Source organism: Paraburkholderia sp. A1RI_3L (assembly GCF_048957895.1).
GTDB lineage: Bacteria > Pseudomonadota > Gammaproteobacteria > Burkholderiales > Burkholderiaceae > Paraburkholderia > Paraburkholderia kururiensis.
The window spans coordinates 465,470-488,645 of sequence record NZ_JARCHA010000004.1 but is presented as its reverse complement, the minus strand read 5'-3'; the positions used below and the strand labels follow the sequence as shown (position 1 = coordinate 488,645).

The following is a 23,176-nucleotide window of genomic DNA, read 5'->3' as shown; positions in this document are numbered from 1 at the left end:
CCGCATCGCGTCGTGGCCGGCGTGGCGCTGCGAAAGATTGCCCTTAGCCATGCGAGAACCCCCTCGGCCGGATACGCAGCGTGAACGCCGCCAGCACGGCGATGGTCAGTCCGCCGAGCACCGGACTCACGAAGGTGCTGACGAGCACCTGGCACGCACCGAACACCAGACACGTGAGCAGCAGGCTCGTCATCGAATAGCCGGACACCATCACGAGCATGAACGCGTTGACGAGATACGGCAGCCCCATATCGGGATCGACGCTGGACAGCGGTGTAATCAGCATGCCCGCGAGCGAGCCGAGCGCCGCGCCAAGACTGAAGGTAATGAAGCGGATGCGGCCGGAATGAATGCCGAGGCCGCGCGCCAGGTCCTCGTTCATGATGACCGCGCGCGTCTTCACGCCGAAGCGGGTGCCCGACAGCAACGCGACGAGCGCCGCGCAAAGCACGAGCGCCACCGGCACCAGCAGCAGGCGATACGCCGAATAGTCCGTGCCCGCCACGGACACGGCCCCTTTCAGCGGCGACTCGACGAACTGCACCTCGCGCCCGAAACCCATCACGATGAGCTGGCCGATCACGATGCCGAGCCCCCACGTCGCGAGAATCGCATCGAGCGGGCGCCTGTAAAGCGGCCGCACGATCACCCGTTCAACGAGCATGCCGGCCGCGACCCCGACGACGAGCGCAAGCGGCACGCCAAGCCAGGGGTTCAGCTTGAGTTGCGTGACGACGAAGCTCGCATATGCGCCCATCGTCAGCAGCGCGCCGTGCGCGAAGTTGACGATCTTCATCACGCCGAAAATCACCATCAACCCGGCCGTCACGATGAACAGCACCGCCGCCGTGGTCAGGATATCGAGTACCAGAACCATGCCTGCCTCCGCTCGCACGCGTGCGCCTGCCGTTGCAACGGCGGGCGCACGGAGCGCGTTGAATCGCTACTTGATGTTCGGGCACTGCTCTTGCGGATCGACGCTCGGGAAGGTCTGCAGGATCTTCACCGACCCGTCGGGCTGAATCTGGCCGAGGCGCATCGCGAGCGGCGTATGGCGGCTGCGGTTCATGCTCACCGGCCCGCGCGGTCCGTCGAACGACACGGTGCCGAGCGCCGCGATCACCTTCGAGGCGTCGGTCGAGCCCGCTTTTTCGACCGCGCTCTTGTACAGATAGAACGCCTCGTATTGCGGTTCGGACAGCTCGTTCGGCGTCTTCATGTCGTTGCCGAAGCGCTTGTGCAGCGCGGCCATGAACTTCTTGTTGCCCGGGTTATCGATACCCGTCAGGTACGAAGCCGACATGTAGATGCCCGTTGCCACGTCGCCCATGCTTTTCGCCGTGCCCTCGTCGATTGCCAGGTTGCCGTACGGCAGATCCAGCCCCGAGCCCTTCAACTGCTTCGCGAGCGACACGTTCGGCGCGCCGCCCGCCGTTGCGCTGATGAGCGCATCGGGATGCGCCGCGCGGATCTTCGAGAGGATCGGCGTCCAGTCGGTGCCGTCGATGGGCAGGAACTCCTCGCCGATCACCTTGCCGCCGTGCTGCACGATGTACTTCGAGGTGAAGTCGAGCATACCGCGGCCAAAAGCGTAGTCGTTGCCGACGAGGAAGAAGTTCTTCGCGCCCTTCGTTTTCATGAAGTAGTCGACGACCGGCGCCACCTGCTGGTCGGGCACCCAGCCGTTCACGTACATCCACGGGCTGCACGAGCGGCCTTCGTAGAACGACGTGTAGATGAACGGCTTCTTGCCGCGCGCAACGATGGGCAGCGCCGCGTTGCGCGCCGCGCTCGTTTCCATCGAGATCACGGCGTCGACGTTCTTCTGGAACACCAGCGTGTCGTAGGCCTTTTGCGCGCCGACGGCGCCGGACGCGTCGTCGGCAATATCGAGTTCGACCTTGCGCCCGAGGATGCCGCCCGCGGCATTGATCTCGTCGACGGCAAGCTGCGACGACTGCACCACGGCAGGCGCCACCACGCTGTTCGCGCCGGACAGACCGACGGCGACGCCGATCTTGATGGGCTCGGCGGCCCACGCGCCGGCACAGACGATGGAAGCGACGGCCGCCAGAACGGCTCCGGCCGCCATGCGATGCTTGAATGGGTTCATGCGATCTCCTTCAGGTGTGGTCGAGGTACTGCAAAAGGGAATTGCAAACGGCAATTGCGGAAGGGAACGGCGAAAGGAACGACGCAACGGCACGAGCATTGCCGGCTCAGCCCGCATCGCGCGGTGGCGAGCCGGTGCCGGCAACCAGCTCATACACGTCGGTGCGGCGGTCGCGCAGCACGTGATTGAGCGGGCCGAGCGAACGTCCGGCGCGAATGCGCTCGAGATCAATCGGCGCGTAGAGGATCGCTTCGCGGTCGTGGCTCGCGGGGCCCGCGAGCGGCAAGCCGTTGCCGCCCACGATCAAACTCTGGCCGAGGAATGGCTGTCCGCGCTCGGTGCCGATCCGGTCCGCGCACGCAATCATCAGCCCGTTGCTGTGCGCGGCGGCCATCGCGAGGGTTGTGGCGAGGGCGGGCTCGTCGGGCCGCTGCCCCGGCATCGGCACCCAGTTGGTCGGCACGCAGACCAGATCGACGCCCTGCGCGGACGCCAGCCGGTAGACCTCCGGAAACCAGCCGTCATAGCAGATCGCGATGGCAAGCCTCCCGAAGGGCGTGTCGAACACCGGCAAGCCGAGGTTGCCAGGCTCGAAGAAGCGCTTCTCGTCGTTCCACAGGTGCAGCTTGCGATAGCGGCCGATCAGGCCGGCCGGTCCGACGAACACAGCGGAGTTGTAGAGATGCTCGCCTTCGCGCTCGGCAATCCCGGCGACGAGATAGATGCCGAGGCGCCGCGCGGTGTCGCACCAGAGGCGCAGCGTGTCGCTCTCGTCGAAGGCTTCGGCGAGCGCCGCCGCTTCGGCGCGATCGGCAAAGACGTAGCCGGTGTTGACGAGTTCGGGCAGCACCATGAGCGACGCCCCGTGCGCGGCGGCGGCTTCCATCCGCTCGAGGGTGCGCGCAACGTTGTCGCGCTTCTCGCCGACGCGAGGTTCCATCTGGATGCAAGCCACGACCGGCAGGCCGGGACGTGCATCCGGGGTATTGCGTGAGTCGATTGCCAAGTTCGTTCTCCAAAAGCAAAAAGCCCCCGAACTGGCGTTGAACGCAAGTTCGGGGGCTACGTAGCCGTCCATGTGTCGCGCGGCATCGTTGCCGCGGGTTGCCGCCGCTGAGGGCCCGCAACCAGTGATGCGAATTTAGGAAGCCAGTTTTCTGCTGTCAACCTATTTTCAAAATACCGGGAAAAACACGAGGCAACCCGGCACCGAATCCCCGCACCGGATTCGACCCGCCAGACCGATCAGCTGCGATGCGTGCGCTGAACGAAGCGATCCTTCTGGCCTGCCCGGCGGCTCAGGCAAACCCGACGGGGGCGTGCTCGCGCTGCGTGCCGTCGGCCAGCCTGAATATCGCCACGGCCTGCTTCAGGCCGGCTGCCTGTTCCCTGAGCGACTGCGCAGCGGCAGCGGCCTGCTCGACGAGGGCCGCGTTCTGTTGCGTGACCGTGTCCATTTCGTTGACGGCCAGATTGACCTGTTCGATGCCTCGCGCCTGTTCCTCGGATGCGCTCGCAATCTCGCTGACAATGTCCGAGACCCGCTTGATCGCCTCCTTGACCTGCCCGATGGTCTCGCCCACGTCTTCCGCCTGCTTTTCGCCGGCCTGAATCATCGCGACCGAGGTGCCGATCAGTTCCTTGATCTCCCTCGCCGCATTGGCCGACCGTTGGGCGAGGCTGCGTACCTCGCTTGCCACCACGGCGAATCCACGGCCCTGCTCGCCTGCGCGCGCCGCTTCGACAGCCGCATTCAAGGCCAGAATGTTGGTCTGGAATGCGATGCCTTCAATCACGCCGGTGATCTCGGAAATCTTGGTGGAGCTGCCGCTGATACGGGAAATCGTTCGAACCATGCCGAGCACCGCATCGTTGCCGGCGTTGGCCACCTCGGAAGCGCTCGCGGCCAGCACATTGGCCTGCCGGGCGTTGTCCGTGTTCTGCCTCACGGTCTCGGTCAACTGCGTCATGCTCGCCGCCGTTTCCTCCAGCGAACTGGCCTGTTCCTCCGTGCGCGAAGACAGATCGTCGTTGCCGGCGGCTATCTCGTTGGACGCCGTGGCGATATTGTCGGTGCTGGTTCTGACCTGGGCCACGATGCGCGACAGACTCCGGTTCATGGTTTCCAGACTTCGCATCAGACGGCCCGTCTCGTCCGTGGACGCCACTTCCATGCGCGCCGTCAGATCGCCCTGAGCCACGCATGTCGCAAGCGACACGGCGCGTTGCAGCGGACGCGAAACAGCGCGTGCAAGCCAGGTTCCCGCGAAGATGGCCGCCATCAGGGCAAGCGCCGACGTCACGAATATCGTCACGTACATTTTCGTACGCAGCGATTCGAGTTCCCCCTGGCGCGTCTTCATCAGCGCCCGCTCGTAAGCATCCAGCCTGTCGATAGACGCGATCAGTTTCTCCGTGCCCAGGTAAGCGCCGAATCCTTCTGTCATGTCCGAAAGATCGCTTACGTTGGTCGCGAACTCATCCACCTTCTTTCGCATGGCCACAAGAGGATTGACGACGGTCTGCAACCACGCGTCGTATTGCTCCTGGCACGCCGCAGCCAGCGCCGCACCCTGCGCCGAGCCGTCTATGGCCCGCAGCGCAGCGAGCCTCGTGCCGAAATCGCCGCCGTGCTTGACGATCCATTCCCGGTGCCCCGCTTTACCGTTCAGGTTGTTCGCCAGAACGGCCCAGACGATGTTCAGGTAATCCGCAGTGCCATCCTTGAGCAAGAGAAGAATCGCCTCTGATTTCGCGATCTCCTTTTGCCTGAGGTCGATCGACCGGATGCTGGAAATGCAGACCAGCGCGCTGATACCAAACATCAGGACGATGCTCGCAAACGCGACACCGATCTTTCCGGCAATGGGGAGGTTCTTGATTGTTCTCATGATGGTCATCGTAAAGACGCGCCATACAGCCCCACGGAAGACCGTATAGCGGCGTGCAGAAAGCGGCAGCGCGGCGCCCTACACCGCGCCGCGCACCTGTTCCCCGGCCTGGGCGCGCTCGTGGGCCTGCTGCAAAAGCCGCCCGGCAATCGCGGCGACGCGCGCCACGTGCGCCGTTGCCGCATCGCGGGCACGTATCGCGTCGCGACAACGAATTGCGTCGAGTATCTGGTTCATCTCTTCCACGGCCTGCCGGCCGCGGTCGTCGGAGGCAATGGTCATCGCGCGCAAACGGTTGACGCGCGCATTCAAGGTCTGGGCAATTTCCCAGGCGACCTTCTTGCCGCCGCCCTCGAACATCTGCTCGTAGAAACGCGTCGTGAGTTCGCGGACCGCCGCATGCTCGTGCGCCTCGAATGCCCGCTGGATGTCTGCGATGCAGGCGGCCAGACGCGACACCACGCCGTCGTCTGCAGACCGTGCGCACGCCATCGCCGCGTCGCCCTCCAGCAGTGCGCGGATCTCGTAGATCTGGGCGGCTGTTTGCGCATCGAGCACCGCGACGATCGGCCCCTGGTTCGGAATCGAATCCACGAGCCCTTCCGCCTCCAGGTGCCGCAACACCTCTCGCACCACGGTCCGGCTCACGCCCAGTTCCTCGCACAACGTGCGCTCGACAAGCCGCTCGCCTGGCGCGAAATGCGCATCGAGAATCGCCGTGCGCATCTTGTCCAGCGCGAGCTCACGCAACGTCGTCGTATTGCGTTCGACCTTCAGCGAGACAAGCGTGCCGCTCATCGTCGTCATGCCTGCGCAAAGAGGCGCACGTCGCGCGCATCCCAATCGACCAGCGCTTCGGTCCCGATCGCGAGGCCGCTGTCGTGGCGATGGGCCGCCGGCATGCGAATGGAAATCTCCTGCTGCCAGGGCGTCGCGACCGCGTAATGCATGGCGTCGCCCAGATAGGTGATGTCGCGCACCGTAACGGGCAGCCCCGCGGTGCCATGGGTTTCCTGCAGCGCGCGAATGCGCATCTGCTCCGGCCGGATCATCAGCGTGCCGTCGTCCCCGGCCGCCAGCACCGAAGCGAGGTGCGCAGCCGTCACCGCATGGCCATTCGGAAACACGCCGTTCATGCCGCGTTCGTTGTTGGACATCACGCGCACCGGCAGGAAATTCGAGTTGCCGATGAAGCTCGCAACGAAGCGCGAAGCAGGGTTCGCATAGAGCTCTTCGCCTGTACCGACCTGCTCGATGCGCCCTTTGTTGAACACTGCAATGCGATCCGACAGACGCAACGCCTCTTCCTGGTCGTGCGTCACGTAGAGAATCGTGACGCCGGTCTCCTGATGGATGCGGCGCAGTTCGAGCTGAATTTCCTCGCGCAGCTTCTTGTCGAGCGCCGAAAGCGGCTCGTCCATCAGCAGCACGGGCGGGTCGTAGGCCAGCGCGCGCGCAATCGCGACGCGCTGCTGCTGGCCGCCGGAGAGTTGCGCCGGCATGCGGTCGCGGCAGTCGGAAAGATGCACGAGCTTGAGCATCTGCTCGACCTTCGCCTGCACCTCGCGGTCGGAACGGCGGCGCACGCGCAGCGGAAACGCCACGTTCTCGCCCACCGTGAGATGCGGAAACAGCGTGTAGCGCTGGAACACCATGCCGATGTTGCGCTTGTTCGGCGCCACCGAAAGCAGCGGCTTGCCGTCGAGCAGCACGCGTCCCTCGCTCGGCTCCTGAAAGCCCGCCACGATGTACAGCGTCGTGCTCTTGCCCGAACCCGACGGCCCGAGGAACGTCATGAATTCGCCCTTGCGCACGTCCAGCGACACATGGTCGATGGCGACGACGTCGTCGTACGTTTTACGCAAGCGCTGGATTTGCAGGAATGCGGCAGTCATGGCTCATGCACCTCCTTATCGGGCGCGGCGCAATACTGCGCCCGCCAACATCAATACGGTCGTCAAGCCGACGAGCAACGAAGACGCTGCCGCGACGACAGGCGTCAAATCTTGCCGCAGCGTGGTCCAGATTCGCACCGGCAGCGTCTGCAACGTGGGGCTCGCCATGAAGATCGAGATGACCACTTCGTCCCACGACGCGAGGAACGAGAAGATCGCGGCAGCAAAAAGCCCGAGCCTGATGGCGGGCAGCGTCACGCGCAGCTTCACTTCGAGCGGCGACGCGCCGCAAATCAGCGCGGCGTCTTCCAGCGCAGTGTCGAAGCTCACGAGCGAATTGCTGATGGAAATGATCGAGAACGGCAACGCGATGATGAGATGGCCGATCACGAAGCCCACCATCGTGCCGTTCAAGCCGATACGCAGCGTGAACGCATACAGCGCGACGGCGAGCACGACGACGGGCAGCACCATCGGCGTGAGGAAAAACGCCTGTACGGCGCCGCGCCCGCGAAACTTGCCGCGCACGAGCGCGAGCGAAGCAAGAAAACCGATCGCGACGGAAAGCACCGTCACGATTGCCGCAAGCTGCGCGCTCGTCAGCAGCGAGTTGAGCCAGCCGGCGTCGGTGAAGAGCTGCCGATACCATTGCAGCGTCCAGCCAGGCGGCGGAAAGATCAGCCATTGCGAATCGCCGAACGACAACGCGACGATAAACACGATGGGCAGCAGCAGGAACACGGCGACGGCGGCGCCCACCGCCAGCAGCAGCCAGCGCACTGCGCCCAGACGATCGAAGTCGAGCAACATGTCAGCGCCCTCCCGGATTCGTGCGCGCACCGCTCGTGAAGCGCAGCTGCAACGCGTACAGCGAAAGGGTCACGGCGAGCAGCACGAATGCGGCGGCGCCCGCAAGCCCCCAGTTCAAGAGTTCCTGCACGAGCTGCGCGATCAGTTCGGCCAGCATCATGTACGACGGTCCGCCGAGCAGCGCCGGCGTGACGAAGTAGCCGAGCGCCATGACGAACACCATCAACGCACCGGACGCGACGCCCGGCAGCGCGAGCGGCACCAGCACGCGCCAGAACGCCTGCCAGCGGCTTGCGCCGCAGATCGCCGCCGCGCGCAGCGTGGACGGATCGATGCTGCGCAGCGTCGCATGCAGCGGCATGACGAGAAACGGCAGCATGATGTACGTCATGCCGATCGTCACGCCGACGAGGTTGTTCACCAGGGCGAGCGGCTCGCGGATCAACCCGAGCGCCATGAGCACACGGTTGATGGGACCTGTGGCCTGCAGCAGCACCATCCATGCGAACGTGCGCGCAAGCAGATTGGTCCACATCGAGAGCAGCAAGATCGCGAACAGCACGGAGCTGAGCTTGCGCGGCGCGACGGCCAGCAACCACGCAGTGGGGAAGCCGATTGCAACGGTCGCGACCGTCACGACGGTCGCGACGAGGAACGTATTGCCGAACACCCGCAGATACGTCGTGGACCCGAGCAGTTGCGTGTAGTTGTGCAGACCCGGCGTCGGTTCGAGCACGCTGCGCAGCAGCAGCGAAAGCACCGGCAGCAGGAAGAAAACCGCGAGCAGCAGCAAGGCCGGCGCGAGCAGGCGAAAGCTGCGCCAATCGCGCCGCCGGCGCGAAGACGTGGCGGGCGGCTGGGCGACGGTACTCAAGACGTTAGGCATGGTGACTCCCAATCACACTGTGCGGCGCCCGCTGCGGGGCGCCGGGGTCATGCTTACTTCATGCTTGCTTCATGCTCACTTCGACTGCCACGCATACCAGCGCTTCGCGATCTCGTCGCGATGCTCGGCCCAATACTTCATGTCGAGGTCGATCTGCGACGACTTGTACTGGTCGGGAAGCGTCTTCGCGACCGCGGCGGGCATCAGTGCCGGCGCTTTCACGTTGATCGGCGCATAGCCCGTATCCGCGGCAAATTTCGCCTGCGCCTGGGCGCTCGTTGCGGCGGCGAGATACTTCATCGCCTCGTCGCGATGCTTCGCGCCCTTCGGGATCACCAGCAAGTCGGCCGCGGTCAGGTTCTGGTTCCACGAAATGCCCACCGGTACGCCGGTCTGTTCGAGCGCATGCAGTCGACCGTTCCAGAACATGCCGATGGGCGCCTCGCCCGATGCAAGCAACTGCTGCGATTGCGCGCCGCCGCTCCACCAGACGATGTCGCTCTTGATGGTGTCGAGCTTCTTGAATGCACGGTCGAGATCGAGCGGATAGAGTTTGTTGGCCGGCACGCCGTCGGCGAGCAGCGCCAGTTCGAGCACGCCCGGCGCGGACCACTTGTACAGCGTGCGCTTGCCGGGGAAGCGCTTCGTGTCGAACAGGTCGGTCCATGTCGAGGGTTGCGCCCCCGTGTACTTCGCCTTGTTGTAGCCGAGCACGAACGAGTAGTAGAAGCTGCCCACGGCGGCAGGCGACGTGAAGCGCGGATCGAGTTCGTCCTTCTTGACGACGGAGAAGTCGATCGGCTCGATCAATCCCGCCTTCTGTGCGGCGTACGCGAAGTCGCCTTCCACGTCGACGACGTCCCAGGTCACGTTGCCGCTTTCGACCATGGCCTTCAACTTGCCGTAGTCGGTCGGGCCGTCCATCAGCACGTTGATGCCCGTTGCCTTGGTGAAGGGCTGGGCCCAGTCCTTGTCCTGCGAAGACTGCGTCGTGCCGCCCCAGCTCGTGAAGACGATCGGCTCGGCCGCCGTAGCGCTTGCGGTTGCGAAGGCGGCCGCGCATGCCGTGATCAGCGCTGCCGTTTGAAAGACGTTCCTGCTGTTCATGTTGGTCTCCTGCCTCAGGCAGTTATCAATCGTGGAGTGGGGACATCCGTGAATTACGTGGCCTTCATCCGAGCGGCGAGAAAGGCGCGGGCTTCATGATCTTGCTTTCCATTTCTTCCATCAGCGCCTGAATCTTCGGCGCAAAGGACTGCCAGGCCGGGTCTGCGGCAAGTTGCGCGCGGCGCCGTTCGCGCTCGTCAAGGCTCGGGTAAGCCCAGATGTGAACGATCTGGTTCAGCGGACCGATTTCCGAATAGAAATAGCCGATCAACTGGCCCAGATAGCGCTTCTGCAACCCGATGCCCTCTTCCTCCACGAGCTTCAGATACGCGGGCACGGCGCCCGTCTTGATGCGATAGGTGCGGACTTCGTAGAACATGGCGGCTCTCTCTTGAACGCTTGAATGCTTCAACGCATGACGAACGGGTCTGCAATAGGCTCGTCCGACGTGCGAATCCATACCGACTTCGTGCGCGTGTAGTCGAGCACCGCTTCGAGGCCACCTTCGCGCCCCAAGCCGCTCAGGCCATAGCCGCCGAACGGCACGATCGGCGACACCGCCCGATACGTGTTGACCCACACGATGCCCGCGCGCAATGCACGCGTGAGCCGATGCGCGCGCGTGAGGTCCCGCGTGAACACGCCTGAGGCGAGGCCGTAACGGGTGTCGTTCGCAAGCGCAATGGCGTCGGCCTCGGTGTCGAATGCGACGACGCTGAGCACCGGGCCAAATAGCTCCTCCGTCACGCACGGCACGTGCGCGTGCGGACAATCGACGATGGTGGGCAGGAAGTAGTGGCCGGTAGTCATGCCGTCCGGCTGCGCGCCGCCCACCACGACGCGGCCGCCGGCTTCCACGCTCGCGCCCAGTACCTGCCGGATATGGTCGAGCTGACGGCGGGTGGCGAGCGGCCCCATCTCCGTGGCCTCGTCCTGCGGGTCACCAATGCGGATGGCGCCCGCCCGCGCGATCAGACGCTCGACCAGCACGTCGTGAATGCCGCGCTGCACGAGCAGCCTGGAACCGGCCACGCAGCTTTGCCCCGTGGCCGCGAAGATGCCCGCCACCACGGCGTTGCATGCGCTGTCGAGATCGGCGTCGTCGAACACGAGCACGGGCGACTTGCCGCCCAGTTCGAGCGACGTCGCGGCGAGGTTCTCCGCGGAATTGCGCACCACGTGTCGCGCGGTGTGCGGACCACCCGTGAACGCGATGCGCGACACGAGCGGATGGCTCGTCAGCGTGCGTCCGCATTCGTTGCCGAAGCCCGTCACGATATTGACCACGCCCTGCGGAAAACCGGCTTCGTGAACGAGCCGCGCGAATTCCAGCAGCGGCGCCGGGCCGTCTTCGGAAGCCTTGAGCACCACGGTGCAGCCGGCCGCAAGCGCCGGCCCGATTTTCACCGCCGACAGGAACAGCTGCGAGTTCCACGGCACGACCGCGGCGACGACACCCACCGGCTCGCGTCGCAGCGTCACTTCCATGTCCGGTTTGTCGACGGGCAGCCACGCGCCCTGGATCTTGTCGGCCACGCCCGCGTAGTAGCGGTAGTACTCGGCGACGTAGCCAATCTGGCTGCGCGTCTCGCGAATGATCTTGCCGGTGTCCCGGGTTTCCAGTTCGGCAAGACGCGGCGCATGCTGCTCGATCAAGCCGGCGAGCCGGTACAGGAGCTTGCCGCGCGCGCTCGCGGTGAGATCGGCCCATGCGGAGCCTGTGAGCGCGCGATGCGCCGCGCACACGGCCCGGTCCACGTCCTGCGCACTCGCCGCGGGCATCTGCGCCCATACGCTGCCAGACGACGGATCGATGCTGTCGAAATGCTCTGCGGCGTCTTCGAAGGCGCCGTCGATGTACTGCTGGAACCGTTGCAACATGGTCAAGCCGCTCCATTCATGAAGTTGGCTTAGAGGCTCAGGGACTTCGCGTCAGCGCACGCCGAACGCGGGCATCACCTCGGAGATGAACAGCTCGAGCGACTTGCGCTTGCGCTCGAAGCTCATGTGGCTGTCGAGCCAGAAGCTGTACTGGTCGTAGCCCAGTTCCTCGTAGTGTTTGAGCCGCCCGATGACTTCCTTCGGCTCGCCGATGACGAGGTTCTTGCGAATCGCCTCGCGCGAATACTGGGGGAACATCTCGATGTCGGCATCCGTGAGCGGCTCCATGAAGCCCTGCGTGACGGGGCGTTCGTTCTTGAACCACTTGGAGAAGCACCGATAGAAGTCCGCCAGGTCTTCGACGGCCGCGTCCACCTCGGCTGCATTGGCCCCGACGAACGTGTGCATCAGCATCATCACCTGCGGACGCGGCACGTCCGGATGCGCGGCACAGGCGGCGTTGAAGCGCTCCATCAGGCTGACGACTTCGGCGTCGCCTGCGGCGAGCGACGTCACCTGCACGTTGCAGCCGTTCGCGACGGCGAACGCGTGCGAGTTCGGATCGCGTGCGGCGAGCCACATGGGCGGATGCGGCTGCTGGATGGGGCGCGGCACCGGCGTCGTCGCGGGAAACGACCAGAATTCGCCCTGATGCGCGTAGTCGCCCTCGAACAGCTTGCGCAACGCCGGCACGAGTTCGCGCATGCGAGCGCCGGCGCTCATCGCGTCGAGCCCCGGCAACAGGCGCTCGTACTCGAACGAATACGCGCCGCGCGCCACGCCCAGATCGAGCCGGCCGTTGCTCGCGACGTCGACCATGCCGGCTTCGCCTGCAAGCGCGATGGGATGCCAGAACGGCGCGATGACGGTGCCGGTGCCGAGCCGGATGCGCTCGGTCTTCGCGGCGAGATACGACAGATTCACGAACGGATTGGGCGCGATCGTGAACTCCATCGCGTGGTGCTCGCCGATCCAGGCGGTCTCGAATCCGCCGCGTTCGGCAAGCTGCACGAGTTCGGTCATCTCGTCGAACAGTTCGCGATGCGACGTCTTTGTGTCGTACCGCTCCATGTGCAGGAACAACGAAAATTTCATGATGTTTGCCTCCGACAGGCCGGCTGCCCGGCAGCGTTTCGTGCGCGTCAGCCGCGATGTTTGAATGCGTTCAGTGAGTGGTTGCGAGCGCCTGGACCGTGCCGGCTTCGCTGTCGCCGACATACACGCCGAAGGCGTCCTCGCTGCGCTCGCGCATGTAGCGCTCGAGCATGGAGCGCTCGGCTTCGTCGTGTAGCTCGCTCCATGGAATCTGCATCAACGGAACGATGCGGATGGGGCCGCCCGATTGCGGCGCAATGTCGTTCTTCACGCGGCCGCGGTAATAGATCTGCACACCCGGCGTGGGCTGCCTGTCGGACTCGAACACGGCGAACAGGAAGTCCAGATGCGCCTTAATGCCGAGCTTCGCCAATACGCCCGCAAGGCTCGCGGCATCGCTCTGCGGTTCGAGCCGCGCGCCCGTAGGCAATTGCAGGCCTTGCGGCGTATCGAGCAGCACGAGCCCGTCGCGATGTTCGAGAATCGCGCCCACCCGCGCGCGGGTGCCGGCCGCGGCGACTGCGTCGAGTGTGAGGCTGAAATTCACGTAAGCACCACGGCAATAGCCGAGCGGCGAAGAAGGCGTATGAACGAAATCGAGCACGCGGCCAATCAGGATGATGTGGTCCCCCGCATCGATCACTTCATGGGTCGCACAATCGAAGCTTGCCGCGGCGCCTTCCATGACCGGAGCGCCGGTCACCCGGGCGCGCCATGCGACCTGCGAGAACTTGTCGGCAGCCTTCGAGGCAAATACGCCGGACACGGCCTTCTGGTCTTCCGCCAGCACGCTCACCGCGAAATGGCGCGTTTGCGAGAACACCGGATAGCTCGATGCCGTCTTCGCGATGCAAACCAGGATCAGCGGCGGATCGAGCGAAACGGAGGTGAACGAATTGGCCGTGAAGCCGCGCGGCGAGCCGTCGGACTGGATCGTCGTGACCACCGTCACGCCCGTTACGAAAGCGCCGAGCGCACGGCGGAATTCGGCGATATCGATAGTCTGTTCGTTGATCGGCTCAGTCATTGCATTCTCCTGATATCGGACCGCGGCTCGCCGTTCACACCTGCTTTCGACGTGCCGAGCAGGAATTCCAGCAACCGTTCGTTCACTTGCGCCGGATTGGTCACGTTCATCATGTGGCGTTCGTTCGCGATGATCGTGGCGTGGCCGAGCGGCGCGGCCGCCGCCATGGCATGCGACATGGCCGGGTTCGAGTTCGCATCGCATTCGCCCGTGAGAAACAGTGCGGGCACGGCGAGATCCGCAAGCCTGCCGACATGCGCGTCGTCCGAGCAGGCAAAGAGCTGATAAGTGCGCGCATAGCCGACCGGATCGACGTTCACGAGCAGCGCGCGTATCGCGTTAGCCGCCTGCGCGAGATGCGCGGGAACCGGGTCGCCGAACCAGCGCGCAAGCGTCACGTCGACGCCCGCTTCAATGCCCGTTGCAATGCCCGCTTCAAGCCCGGCTCCAACGCTTCCTTCCGTGCCCGCCTGGCTACTGCGTGCACGCGGCGTATCACCGAGCATCGCCGCGCGGCTCATCACCGCAGCCCGTTGACGAGGCGTGCGGTTGTACACCGCATTCAACGCCGCCACGCTCAACGCGCGCTCCGGATGCGTCAGCGCGAACTCGAGCGCGACGAGCGCGCCCATCGAATGCCCCACCACATGCACGCGCTGAATCTGCAACGCGTCAAGCAGCGCTTCGAGCTGAGCGGCGTACTCGCCGAGCGTGGGCGCCGGCGTGGGCAAGCCGCTGCCGCCGTGTCCCAGCATGTCGTACGCAACAACCTGGTAGTGCTGCGTCAAGGCGTCGATCTGCGGCGCCCACACGCTGTGGTTCATGCCCACGCCGTGAATCAGCACGACCGTCTCGCACGCGAGCGCCCCCTGTGGCGGGTAGACGCTGTAGCTCGTGCCCGCGGCGACGCCGCGCGTCACGGTACGGTCGAGCACAGGGTCAACCTTCATTGGACGCAAGCTCCTGGAGGTCCTTCAGATCCTGATACCGGTCACCGATACGGTGATGCGGCCGGCCGCCCACCGATGCGCCCAGCGCGATCACCAGTTCGTCGGGCGCGGGCGCGTCGGTGATCGAAAATTGCACGGTGAGGTAATGCGAGCGCATCCCTTCGTCGTGCTTGTGCATCAGCGGAATCGAGATCGGGCAGTTCGGACCGCCGCGCAGGTTCGTAAAGCTCAGATAGCTCTTTGCGCCCACCGCCTGGCGATAGTGATTGCCGAATCGCAGCGTATGGATCAGCGCGGAAGCGTGCTCGAGTTCGCCGGACGTGCCGACGATCGCCGCCTTGCCATAGCCTTCGACCGCGTCGCCAGACCCCGCCGCGCGCAGGATCTCCGCCGTCAGCAATTCGCCGAGTTGCGGCGCGAGCGCGTGAATTTCGGGCTTCAGGTCTTCCACGAAGCCGCGGCCAGCCCACGGATTGCGCAGCACGGCGGCCACGCCGAACAGCTTCAGCGGCCGGGGCGCAGCCTTGCCGCCTTCAATGAACGTTTCTTCAACGTAGCTGACCAGCTTGCGCACTTCTAGCTTCATAGCGTTCTCCTGACTTGAACGATGCCCTGAATGTCATCGTTGAGATTATGGTATACCAAATTACGGTGCACAAAAATCCAGAGATACTATGGAATACCATAGTACGAACCTCATATTTTGGGCACGATCCTTGCCGGGAGTTCAGCTGACTGCAAGAAGTGGCGGCATAACGGTCGCGTGTGGGCGTAGAAGATCGGCGATAATACGGAATACCACGTGCCGGACGTCCGAGCCAACCGTACAAAAAACCTGTCTTCCTTTTCTACGCCATGCCCGACCTGAAAATAAATCGAACGGCCAAGACCCTGAGAGAACTCGCGCTCGACAAGCTGCGCGGCGCCATCGTGCAGGGCTATTTCAAGCCGGGCACCCGCCTTGTCGAGCGCACCCTTTGCGACGAACTGGGCGTGAGCCGCACGGTGGTGCGCGAAGTGCTGCGGCATCTGGAAACCGAAGGTCTCGTCGAGACCGTGGCGCGGCAAGGCCCGATCGTTGCGCGCCTCGATCCGAGCCAGGTGGGCGAGATCTATGAATTGCGCAGCCTGCTCGAAGCCAACGCCGCAAGCGCCTGCGCCACGAGTGCGACGCCGGAGCTGGTTGCGCGCCTGCGCGGCATTCGCCGCATGATCGAAGCAGCCTTCGCCGCGGGCGACGCGTCACGCGTACTCGAACACACGGAACAGTTCTACGACGCCATGTTCGAGGGCGCGGGCAAGGTCGTCTCGCTGGGTGTCGTCAAGTCGCTGAACGCGCGGATCAACCGGCTGCGCGCGCTGACCATCGCCACGCCGGGCCGCAGCGACGAATCGAACCGCGAGATGAACGCGTTGCTCGACGCAATCGAACGCGGCGACGGGCAAGCAGCGGCAGAGGCTTCGTGCACCCACATCAAGCGCGTGTCCGAGCTTGCGCTGCGCGCGCTCGCCGAACAAGGCGAGGCGAGCGGCAGCACGTGAGTCGCGCGCACTGCCGGCCAGCCGCCCGCCCTCGCCCTTGACGCGCTCACGGGTGGTAAGCCGTCTCGCCGTGCGAGCTGACGTCGAGCCCTTCGCGCTCGCCGTCCGTATCCACACGCAGCCCGATCGTGAGGTCGACCAGCTTGAACGCAATGATCGAGACGACCGCCGACCACACGAGCGACGTGCCCACGCCCCAGCACTGCGCGATCAGTTGATCGGCGATGTGATAGTCGGCCACCTTGTTCGCGGTGTAGTCGTAGATGCCGGTGCCGCCCAGCGACGGCGACGCGAACACGCCGGTCAAGAGCGCGCCGGCAATGCCGCCGATGCAATGCACGCCGAAGACGTCCAGTGAATCGTCCACGCCGATCAGGCGCTTGAGTCCGTTCACGCCCCAGTAGCACAGCGCGCCGGCCACGCCGCCCATCACGAGGGCGCCCATCGGACCAACGAAGCCGCACGCGGGCGTGATGACGACGAGGCCGGCAATGGCGCCCGACACCGCGCCGAGCATCGAGGGCTTCTTCTTCAGCATCCATTCGACGCCGGTCCACGACACCGTGGCCGCACACGTGGCGAGCAGCGTCGTGACGAACGCGAGCGTAGCCGCACCGCTCGCCTCCAGCGCGGAGCCCACGTTGAAGCCGAACCAGCCCACCCACAACAGCGAGCCGCCGATCATCGTCATGGTCAGGCTGTGCGGCGCCATGGACTCGCGACCAAAGCCCACGCGCTTGCCGATCATCACAGCGCCGACGAGCGCCGCGATGCCCGCGTTGATGTGGACGACGGTTCCGCCCGCGAAGTCGATGGCGCCCTTCTGGAACAGGAAGCCGGCGGTCGCATTGGCCTTGTCGGCCGCGGCGGCGCTCGTGTACGCATCCGGGCCCGGCCAGTACCAGACCATGTGCGCGATCGGCAGATACGAAAAGGTGAACCAGAGCACCATGAACATGAGCACAGCGGAAAACTTCGCGCGCTCCGCGATGCCGCCCACGATCAGCGCCGGAGTGATCGCCGCGAACGTCAGCTGGAACGAGACGTAGATGAATTCGGGAATCACCACGCCCTTGCTGAACGTGGCAGCGACCGAGTCCGGCGTGATGCCCGCGAGAAACGCCTTGCTGAGTCCGCCGAAGAACGCATTGCCTTCGGTGAACGCGATGCTGTAGCCGTAAAGCGCCCACAGCACGCCGAGCAGGCAAAAGACCACCAGCGTCTGCATCAGGATGGACAGCATGTTCTTCGCGCGCACCATGCCGCCGTAAAAGAGCCCCAGCCCCGGGGCCGCCATCATCACCACGAGAAGGGTCGCGACGATCATCCACGCCGTATCCCCCTTGTTCGGCACGGGGGTAGCCGGGCCGGTCTGGGCCCAGGCGGGCATCGCGAGGACGAGCGTCCCGATCAATGCAAGCAAACCGATCATTCTTTTCATTTGCCGATACCTTGAACAAAAGGGGAGCCGGCGGTCCCCCGCAGGGGCCGCGCCGAAGCAAACACATGCCAAAAGGAATGTTCCTGTAGCCGGGGCCGCCTCGACGTTAGTCGAGGCAACGGGCGCTAGTCGCGAACGCCCGGAATCCACGACGTGCCGGCGAGCGGCACGCGCGCCATGGCGGCCGCTTCGACCGTGAGCGCAACCAGATCCTCCCGTTCGAGGTGATGCACGTTCTGCTTGCCACACGCCCGCGCGATGGTGGCTAGTTCCATGTTCAGCGTCTTCAGGTAGTTCCGCACACGACGCGCGCCTTCCTCCGGCTCGAGACGCCGCTCGAGCACGGCGTCCTGGGTCGTCACGCCAACCGGGCACTTGCCGGTGTGGCAGTGATGACAGAAGCCGGGCGACGTATGCAGCGCCGCGTAATCGGCCACGGCCGAATGCAGCATGCCGTCCTGGAAGTACGTTTCGCCGTTGCAGCCGAGCGCCATCAACACGCCCTGGCCGATCGCGACGGCGTCCGCGCCAAGCGCCAGCGCCTTCGCCACGTCCGCACCGGTGCGAATGCCGCCCGACACGATCAGTTGCACCTGGCCCTTCATGTTGAGGTCTTCGAGCGCGTCCACCGCCTGACGAACCGCAGCGAGCGTCGGGATGCCGACGTTCTCGATGAAGCAGGTCTGGGTAGCCGCCGTGCCGCCCTGCATGCCGTCGACCACCACGACATCCGCGCCCGCATGCACGGCGAGCTTCACGTCGTTGAAGGTGCGCGTGGCACCGACCTTCACGTAGATCGGCTTTTCCCAGTCGGTGATCTCACGCAGTTCCTGAATCTTGATCGCCAGATCGTCGGGGCCGGTCCAGTCCGGGTGGCGGCTCGCCGAACGCTGGTCCACGCCGGCCGGCAGCGTACGCATGGCGGCCACGCGCGGGTTTACCTTCTGCCCGAGCAGCATGCCGCCGCCGCCGGGCTTCGCGCCCTGCCCGATCACGACCTCGATCGCGTCGGCACGGCGCACGTCGTCGGGGTTGAACCCATAGCGCGAAGGCAGGCACTGGTAGACGAGCGTCTTCGACGAAAGGCGCTCCTCCTGCGTCATGCCGCCGTCGCCGGTCGTGGTGGACGTGCCGGCGGCCGTCGCTGCGCGACCGAGCGCCTCCTTCACGTTCGCCGACAGCGCGCCGAAGCTCATCCCCGCCACGGTGATCGGGATGTCGAGCACGATGGGCTTTTTCGCGAAGCGCGTGCCGAGCACGGTCTGCGTCGAGCACTTTTCGCGATAGCCTTCCAGCGGGTAACGCGACAACGACGCGCCGAGAAACAGCAGGTCGTCGAAATGCGGCACGTGGCGCTTCGCGCCCAGACCGCGAATCTCGTAAAGACCGCGCTGTGCGGCCGTGTGGATGTAGTCGATCGTCTTGCGGTCGTAGCCGTACGACTCTTCCTGCTGCAAGCGTGCGAAATGAACGGGTTTGACTTCCATGGCGTCTTCTCGGTGGAGCGTGGATTCAATATTCCTGGTCCGCATCGGCGTTCCAGTGGTAGAGCGTGCGCGCCGACGCAATGCGCTTGAACGCACGCGGATCGTGGTCCAGTCCGGCTGCGTCGAGCAACGCTGCGACGGCACTCACGTCGGCGTCGGTCATCGGTTCGAACTGCGCGTCGGCGCCGAGCGACTTCACGTCGCCCTTCACGTAGAGCACGGCCTCGTACAGCGAATCGCCCAGCGCGTCGCCCGCGTCGCCGCAGATCACCATGCGCCCGGCCTGCGCCATGAAGGCGGAGAAGCTGCCCACCGAGCCGCCCACCACGATGTCGCCACCCTTCAGCGAGATGCCGCAACGCAGCCCCGCGTCGCCCTCGATCACGAGCAACCCGCCGTGCGCGGACGCCCCCGCGCCGTTCGACGCAAAGCCTTTCACGTGCACCTTGCCGCTCATCATGTTTTCCGCGACGCCGGTGCCCGCGCTGCCTTCGATGACGATGGTCGCGTGCTTGTTCATGCCGCCGGCGTAATAGCCGGCGTGGCCTTCGATGGTCACCGTCACGTCGGCATCCACGCCCACTGCGATGTTGTGCGCGCCGTTGGGCGAGGTCACGACGATGGCCTCGCCGCGCAGCGTGTCGGCGCTGCCGTGCAGATACTGGTTGACCTCCCGGACGGTGGTGCGCTCAAGGTCGAATGTCATGCGTTCCATACGTACATCTCCTCGGGGGCAGGTTCGAAGACCTTCGCGTTCTTGATGTCGGGCAGATGCGCGAGCGAGCGGAACTCGGACGCGATTGCCACGTAGTCGTCGTTCTCCGCCACGACGGCGGGCTTGCACGCGAACGGGTCGCGAATCAGCGCGAGTTCGGTGGGCGTGCCCATCAGGAAGGTGTAGAAGCCGTCCAGCTCCTCGAAGCCCCGTTGCAGCGCGACGGGCAACGTGTCGCCTTCGCGCAGGCGCCATTCGAGGAAACGGCACGCGGCCTCGGTGTCGTTGTCGGTATCGAAGTGGATGCCCTTGGGTTCCAGCTTGCGGCGCACGCCATATGGATTCGAGAGCGAGCCGTTGTGCACGAGGCAAAAATCTTCGCCGGCCGTAAACGGATGCGCGCGATCAGGCGTCACCGCCGACTCCGTTGCCATGCGCGTGTGGCCGACCAGGTGCGAGCCCTTCAGCTCGCTGAACGCGTAGCGCGCGGCAATGTCGGCGGGCAGACCAATGTCTTTGTACAGATCGATGGACCGCCCCGCGGACAAGACGTAGAGGCGCGGGTAATGCTCGTTCAGCCATTTCCTCGCCATGTCGGCCTGAGCATGCACCGTGAGCACCGCATGATTCTGTTTGGCCTCGACGTGCGCGCCCGCATCGACGGACGCCTTCACGCGGTCGAGCAGCACGTCCCACGGGAAATGCTCGCCTTCGTCCGTAAAGCCCGAGTACAGGCTGAGCTTGCGCTGGTCCGCATCCACGGCATCCGCGAACACCGCGAGGCCGGCCGAATCCGGGCCCCGTTCGGTCATGCCGATCAGCATCGGCACCATCAGTTCGCCAAGCCGGTCGCGCAATGCCGGTGTCTTGACCAGCAATCCCACGATTCCGCACATGTTGCTTTCTCCTCAGAAAAATTCGACGTACTGCCTGATTTCCCAATCCGATACGTGGCGCATGTATTCGAGCCACTCCATTCGCTTGAGCTTGATGAATTCGCCTACCACCGGCCCGAGCGCATCGCAGAGGGTCTGGTCGGCTTCGAGTGCATCAAGCGCTTCGCCCAGGTTCTGCGGCAGCACGCCGATGCCGTGCTCGCGCAGCTTTTGGGGCGACCATTCGTACAGGTTCTCGTTGGCGGGCGCGCCGGGCGAAAGACCACGGTCGATGCCGTCGAGGCCCGCGGCGATCACGGCTGCCGTCGCGAGATAGGGGTTGCATGCGCCGTCGGGCAAACGCAGTTCGATGCGGCCGCCCGGCATGCGCACCATGGTCGAACGGTTGTTGTCGCCATAGCTGATGTAAGCGGGCGCCCAGGTCGCGCCCGTCAGCGAGCGGCCCACGACCAGCCGCTTGTACGAGTTCACCGTGGGGTTGCACAGGGCGGTCAGTGCGGGCGCATGGGCGAGCAGGCCAGCCGTGAACTGGTAGCCGAGTGCCGAGAGGCCCATGCCGAGCGCGTCCGCCTTGTCGGCAAAGAGGTTGCGCTCACCGTCGCCAATCGACATGTGCATGTGCATGCCGTTGCCCGGCCGGTTCGCGAACGGCTTCGGCATGAACGAGCAGATCATCCCGAGTTCGTTGGCGATTTCCGATGCGGCCATCTTGAAGAACACGTAGTGGTCGCACGACGTCAGGCAATCGGTGTACGTGTAGTTGATTTCGAACTGGCCGTTCGCGTCCTCGTGATCGATCTGGTAGACGTCGATGCCGACCGCCCGCAGCGATTCGGTGAGCCGCTCCAGAAACACGCGCGTGCGCGACAGCCCCTTGTAGTCGTAACAGGGCTTGGCAAGCGTGTCGCTCGCGTCGCAAGGTTCGAGCACGCCCGACGCGCTGCGCTTCAACAGCGAAAACTCGGGTTCGAGGCCCGTGTAGAGCGTCCAGCCGCGTTCGGCAACGCGGGCCACCTGCTTCTTCAGCGTCACGCGCGAATCGAACGCCCACGGCGCGCCGCTCACGTGACCGTCGCAGACGATCCGCGCGAGGCCCGCCTGCCACGGCACCGGCGTGAGCGTCGCAAGGTCGCCGACCGCCATGTAATCCGGCCCGTTCGGCTCGATGCCCACGCCCCAGATCGCAAAACCCGCGAAGCCCGCGCCCGCCTCCAGCACGCTGCGCAGATGCGCGAGCGGCACGGACTTCGCCTTGGCTACGCCGTGAATGTCGACGAATTGCGCCAGCACGTACTTCACGCCGTGTTGCGCGAGGTATGCCTGGGCTTCTTCCGCACTACCAAAGCGGGGCACGCTTCCGAGCGCGTTGACGGGCAACTGGCTCGCATCGTTCAGGTTCATCGCCACTCCTTCCTGTTGCATGGTTCGCTGATTTGAGGAAGCCGCCCGGCAGACGAGCGGCCCGACTTCGCGACATGGACAGGTACCGCGCACGGCACGCTTGAACCACGTCTTCAGTATGTGGAGGAATTTATTGTCATGCAACAATTATTCCCTCCATGAAACTTCCGGCGTACACGCCGGCGTCAAGGGCAGCCGCCTGCGCGAATACCGCAATCTGCTACTCTTGCCGATTTACCGAGGTCGACGATGCCCACCGCAGACGACAGCAAGACACCGCTCGAACGCTATCTCGGGGCCACCATCCGCGAGCTGCGCCAGAGCCACGACCTGACCATCGCGCAGGTTGCCGAACAGGCCGGCATCAGCCGCGGCATGCTCTCCAAGATCGAGAACGCGCAGACCTCGGCCGGACTCGACGTGCTCAACCGGATCGCCCAGGCGCTCGGCGTGTCCATGTCCACGCTATTCCGCAACTTCGACGTCCCCCAAGGCGGCGCCCAGCTCGTGAAGAAAGGCGCGGGCATGGAAGTGGTTCGCAAAGGCACGAAAAGCGGCCACACCTATCACCTGCTCGCTTACGATCAGGGGCCGCGCAAAACTTTCGAGCCGTTCCTGATCACGATGGAAGACAAGGCCGAACGCTTCCCGGTGTTCGAGCACCCCGGCACCGAGTTCATCCACATGCTCAGGGGCGTGATCGAATACCGGCACGGCCAGCAGACCTACGTCCTGCATCCGGGCGACACCCTGACGTTCCGCGGCGATGTTCCGCACGGCCCGGAACGCCTGATCAAAACCCCCATCCAGTTCCTGTCGATCTTCGTCTACGGACAGCCCACCGAAGAGTGAGTCGCCCGCCCGCCAATACAGTGCAAGCTTCATGCCATGTTTATTGATGGGAACCAAAGATTCCCATGGATAAACACTCTGGGCGGCAATGCTCCGGGTCGTCATCGAAGGCTTAGGCTGTTTCTGCGAGTTGAGGGTGCGCTGGAGCAACGATTCCGGTGCAGCGCCGCACTATTACGGAAAGCGC

Annotated in this window: 22 protein-coding genes; 2 read left to right on the top strand and 20 right to left on the bottom strand. The window is 64.8% G+C overall.

Features of this window, described 5'->3' with window-relative positions; genetic code table 11:
* Window positions 1–43 precede the first annotated feature (43 nt).
* The 15 genes from PXJ20_RS14935 to PXJ20_RS14865 all read right to left on the bottom strand — a co-directional run bounded on the left by PXJ20_RS14935 (window position 44) and on the right by PXJ20_RS14865 (window position 15,241).
* On the bottom strand, window positions 44–877 hold the full coding sequence (locus tag PXJ20_RS14935) for a branched-chain amino acid ABC transporter permease (protein WP_199542158.1): 834 nt from the start codon (window positions 875–877) through the stop codon (window positions 44–46).
* Between the two features lie 66 nt (window positions 878–943).
* Window positions 944–2,113: a substrate-binding protein gene (locus PXJ20_RS14930; RefSeq protein ID WP_017773527.1), complete on the bottom strand. Its 1,170-nt coding sequence runs from the start codon at window positions 2,111–2,113 to the stop codon at window positions 944–946.
* 106 nt (window positions 2,114–2,219) lie between these two features.
* Window positions 2,220–3,191: a nitrilase family protein gene (locus PXJ20_RS14925; RefSeq protein ID WP_421031276.1), complete on the bottom strand. Its 972-nt coding sequence runs from the start codon at window positions 3,189–3,191 to the stop codon at window positions 2,220–2,222.
* A gap of 220 nt (window positions 3,192–3,411) precedes the next feature.
* The gene (locus PXJ20_RS14920; RefSeq protein ID WP_421031277.1) at window positions 3,412–5,004 is read right to left on the bottom strand and encodes a methyl-accepting chemotaxis protein; all 1,593 of its coding nucleotides are present in this window, start codon (window positions 5,002–5,004) and stop codon (window positions 3,412–3,414) included.
* A 78-nt stretch (window positions 5,005–5,082) separates the two neighbouring features.
* A complete protein-coding gene (locus PXJ20_RS14915; protein WP_199542157.1) occupies window positions 5,083–5,802 on the bottom strand; it encodes a GntR family transcriptional regulator in 720 nt (239 codons plus the stop codon).
* A 5-nt stretch (window positions 5,803–5,807) separates the two neighbouring features.
* Window positions 5,808–6,899 (bottom strand): ABC transporter ATP-binding protein, encoded by a 1,092-nt coding sequence (locus PXJ20_RS14910; RefSeq protein ID WP_421031278.1) that lies wholly within the window; start codon window positions 6,897–6,899, stop codon window positions 5,808–5,810.
* 15 nt (window positions 6,900–6,914) lie between these two features.
* On the bottom strand, window positions 6,915–7,709 hold the full coding sequence (locus PXJ20_RS14905; RefSeq protein WP_413214135.1) for an ABC transporter permease: 795 nt from the start codon (window positions 7,707–7,709) through the stop codon (window positions 6,915–6,917).
* Window position 7,710: 1 nt separating this feature from the next.
* The gene (locus PXJ20_RS14900; protein ID WP_199542155.1) at window positions 7,711–8,595 is read right to left on the bottom strand and encodes an ABC transporter permease; all 885 of its coding nucleotides are present in this window, start codon (window positions 8,593–8,595) and stop codon (window positions 7,711–7,713) included.
* Between the two features lie 75 nt (window positions 8,596–8,670).
* On the bottom strand, window positions 8,671–9,702 hold the full coding sequence (locus tag PXJ20_RS14895) for an ABC transporter substrate-binding protein (protein ID WP_126875959.1): 1,032 nt from the start codon (window positions 9,700–9,702) through the stop codon (window positions 8,671–8,673).
* 64 nt (window positions 9,703–9,766) lie between these two features.
* Window positions 9,767–10,081: an NIPSNAP family protein gene (locus PXJ20_RS14890; protein ID WP_017773519.1), complete on the bottom strand. Its 315-nt coding sequence runs from the start codon at window positions 10,079–10,081 to the stop codon at window positions 9,767–9,769.
* A gap of 29 nt (window positions 10,082–10,110) precedes the next feature.
* The gene (locus PXJ20_RS14885) at window positions 10,111–11,583 is read right to left on the bottom strand and encodes an aldehyde dehydrogenase (protein WP_421031279.1); all 1,473 of its coding nucleotides are present in this window, start codon (window positions 11,581–11,583) and stop codon (window positions 10,111–10,113) included.
* A gap of 51 nt (window positions 11,584–11,634) precedes the next feature.
* Window positions 11,635–12,678: an LLM class flavin-dependent oxidoreductase gene (locus PXJ20_RS14880; RefSeq protein ID WP_421031280.1), complete on the bottom strand. Its 1,044-nt coding sequence runs from the start codon at window positions 12,676–12,678 to the stop codon at window positions 11,635–11,637.
* A gap of 70 nt (window positions 12,679–12,748) precedes the next feature.
* Window positions 12,749–13,705, bottom strand: coding sequence for a flavin reductase family protein (locus PXJ20_RS14875; protein WP_421031281.1), 957 nt, complete (start codon window positions 13,703–13,705; stop codon window positions 12,749–12,751).
* Complete coding sequence (locus PXJ20_RS14870) at window positions 13,702–14,655, bottom strand: alpha/beta fold hydrolase (RefSeq protein ID WP_421031282.1); 954 nt, start codon at window positions 14,653–14,655, stop codon at window positions 13,702–13,704. The genes PXJ20_RS14875 and PXJ20_RS14870 overlap by 4 nt, the downstream gene beginning before the upstream one ends.
* Complete coding sequence (locus PXJ20_RS14865) at window positions 14,645–15,241, bottom strand: amino acid synthesis family protein (RefSeq protein WP_421031283.1); 597 nt, start codon at window positions 15,239–15,241, stop codon at window positions 14,645–14,647. Before PXJ20_RS14865 ends, PXJ20_RS14870 begins: the two co-directional genes overlap by 11 nt.
* 269 nt (window positions 15,242–15,510) lie before the next feature.
* Between PXJ20_RS14865 and PXJ20_RS14860 the strand changes: the two genes are divergently transcribed.
* Window positions 15,511–16,197, top strand: a complete 687-nt coding sequence (locus tag PXJ20_RS14860) for a GntR family transcriptional regulator (protein ID WP_017773513.1) — start codon at window positions 15,511–15,513, stop codon at window positions 16,195–16,197.
* Window positions 16,198–16,243: 46 nt separating this feature from the next.
* On the opposite strand, the gene PXJ20_RS14855 is transcribed toward PXJ20_RS14860, so the two are convergent.
* The 5 genes from PXJ20_RS14855 to glnT are packed head-to-tail and all read right to left on the bottom strand — an operon-like array spanning window position 16,244 to window position 22,137.
* Complete coding sequence (locus PXJ20_RS14855) at window positions 16,244–17,710, bottom strand: ammonium transporter (RefSeq protein ID WP_421031284.1); 1,467 nt, start codon at window positions 17,708–17,710, stop codon at window positions 16,244–16,246.
* Between the two features lie 53 nt (window positions 17,711–17,763).
* A complete protein-coding gene (locus PXJ20_RS14850; RefSeq protein WP_277599268.1) occupies window positions 17,764–19,125 on the bottom strand; it encodes an FMN-binding glutamate synthase family protein in 1,362 nt (453 codons plus the stop codon).
* Window positions 19,126–19,150: 25 nt separating this feature from the next.
* Window positions 19,151–19,840: a protein glxC gene (locus PXJ20_RS14845; RefSeq protein WP_199542150.1), complete on the bottom strand. Its 690-nt coding sequence runs from the start codon at window positions 19,838–19,840 to the stop codon at window positions 19,151–19,153.
* Window positions 19,828–20,736 carry a class II glutamine amidotransferase gene (locus tag PXJ20_RS14840; RefSeq protein WP_017773509.1) on the bottom strand — a complete coding sequence of 303 codons (909 nt, stop codon included), beginning with the start codon at window positions 20,734–20,736 and terminating at the stop codon, window positions 19,828–19,830. The genes PXJ20_RS14845 and PXJ20_RS14840 overlap by 13 nt, the downstream gene beginning before the upstream one ends.
* A 12-nt stretch (window positions 20,737–20,748) precedes the next feature.
* Complete coding sequence (gene glnT, locus PXJ20_RS14835; RefSeq protein ID WP_421031285.1) at window positions 20,749–22,137, bottom strand: type III glutamate--ammonia ligase; 1,389 nt, start codon at window positions 22,135–22,137, stop codon at window positions 20,749–20,751.
* 249 nt (window positions 22,138–22,386) lie between these two features.
* Here glnT and PXJ20_RS14830 point away from each other — a divergent pair, with 249 nt between their 5' ends.
* Complete coding sequence (locus tag PXJ20_RS14830) at window positions 22,387–22,989, top strand: helix-turn-helix domain-containing protein (RefSeq protein WP_126875967.1); 603 nt, start codon at window positions 22,387–22,389, stop codon at window positions 22,987–22,989.
* Window positions 22,990–23,176: the final 187 nt, after the last annotated feature.

Coding starts and splice junctions, on each gene's coding strand:
- PXJ20_RS14910 (WP_421031278.1), bottom strand. CDS start 6,899: ATGACTGCCGCATTCCTGCAAATCCAGCGCTTGCGTAAAACGTACGAC.
- glnT (WP_421031285.1), bottom strand. CDS start 22,137: ATGAACCTGAACGATGCGAGCCAGTTGCCCGTCAACGCGCTCGGAAGC.
- PXJ20_RS14935 (WP_199542158.1), bottom strand. CDS start 877: ATGGTTCTGGTACTCGATATCCTGACCACGGCGGCGGTGCTGTTCATC.
- PXJ20_RS14870 (WP_421031282.1), bottom strand. CDS start 14,655: ATGAAGGTTGACCCTGTGCTCGACCGTACCGTGACGCGCGGCGTCGCC.
- PXJ20_RS14905 (WP_413214135.1), bottom strand. CDS start 7,709: ATGTTGCTCGACTTCGATCGTCTGGGCGCAGTGCGCTGGCTGCTGCTG.
- PXJ20_RS14880 (WP_421031280.1), bottom strand. CDS start 12,678: ATGAAATTTTCGTTGTTCCTGCACATGGAGCGGTACGACACAAAGACG.
- PXJ20_RS14920 (WP_421031277.1), bottom strand. CDS start 5,004: ATGAGAACAATCAAGAACCTCCCCATTGCCGGAAAGATCGGTGTCGCG.
- PXJ20_RS14830 (WP_126875967.1), top strand. CDS start 22,387: ATGCCCACCGCAGACGACAGCAAGACACCGCTCGAACGCTATCTCGGG.
- PXJ20_RS14845 (WP_199542150.1), bottom strand. CDS start 19,840: ATGGAACGCATGACATTCGACCTTGAGCGCACCACCGTCCGGGAGGTC.
- PXJ20_RS14895 (WP_126875959.1), bottom strand. CDS start 9,702: ATGAACAGCAGGAACGTCTTTCAAACGGCAGCGCTGATCACGGCATGC.
- PXJ20_RS14890 (WP_017773519.1), bottom strand. CDS start 10,081: ATGTTCTACGAAGTCCGCACCTATCGCATCAAGACGGGCGCCGTGCCC.
- PXJ20_RS14865 (WP_421031283.1), bottom strand. CDS start 15,241: ATGAAGCTAGAAGTGCGCAAGCTGGTCAGCTACGTTGAAGAAACGTTC.
- PXJ20_RS14885 (WP_421031279.1), bottom strand. CDS start 11,583: ATGTTGCAACGGTTCCAGCAGTACATCGACGGCGCCTTCGAAGACGCC.
- PXJ20_RS14860 (WP_017773513.1), top strand. CDS start 15,511: ATGCCCGACCTGAAAATAAATCGAACGGCCAAGACCCTGAGAGAACTC.
- PXJ20_RS14930 (WP_017773527.1), bottom strand. CDS start 2,113: ATGAACCCATTCAAGCATCGCATGGCGGCCGGAGCCGTTCTGGCGGCC.
- PXJ20_RS14925 (WP_421031276.1), bottom strand. CDS start 3,191: ATGGACGGCTACGTAGCCCCCGAACTTGCGTTCAACGCCAGTTCGGGG.
- PXJ20_RS14850 (WP_277599268.1), bottom strand. CDS start 19,125: ATGGAAGTCAAACCCGTTCATTTCGCACGCTTGCAGCAGGAAGAGTCG.
- PXJ20_RS14840 (WP_017773509.1), bottom strand. CDS start 20,736: ATGTGCGGAATCGTGGGATTGCTGGTCAAGACACCGGCATTGCGCGAC.
- PXJ20_RS14900 (WP_199542155.1), bottom strand. CDS start 8,595: ATGCCTAACGTCTTGAGTACCGTCGCCCAGCCGCCCGCCACGTCTTCG.
- PXJ20_RS14915 (WP_199542157.1), bottom strand. CDS start 5,802: ATGAGCGGCACGCTTGTCTCGCTGAAGGTCGAACGCAATACGACGACG.
- PXJ20_RS14875 (WP_421031281.1), bottom strand. CDS start 13,705: ATGACTGAGCCGATCAACGAACAGACTATCGATATCGCCGAATTCCGC.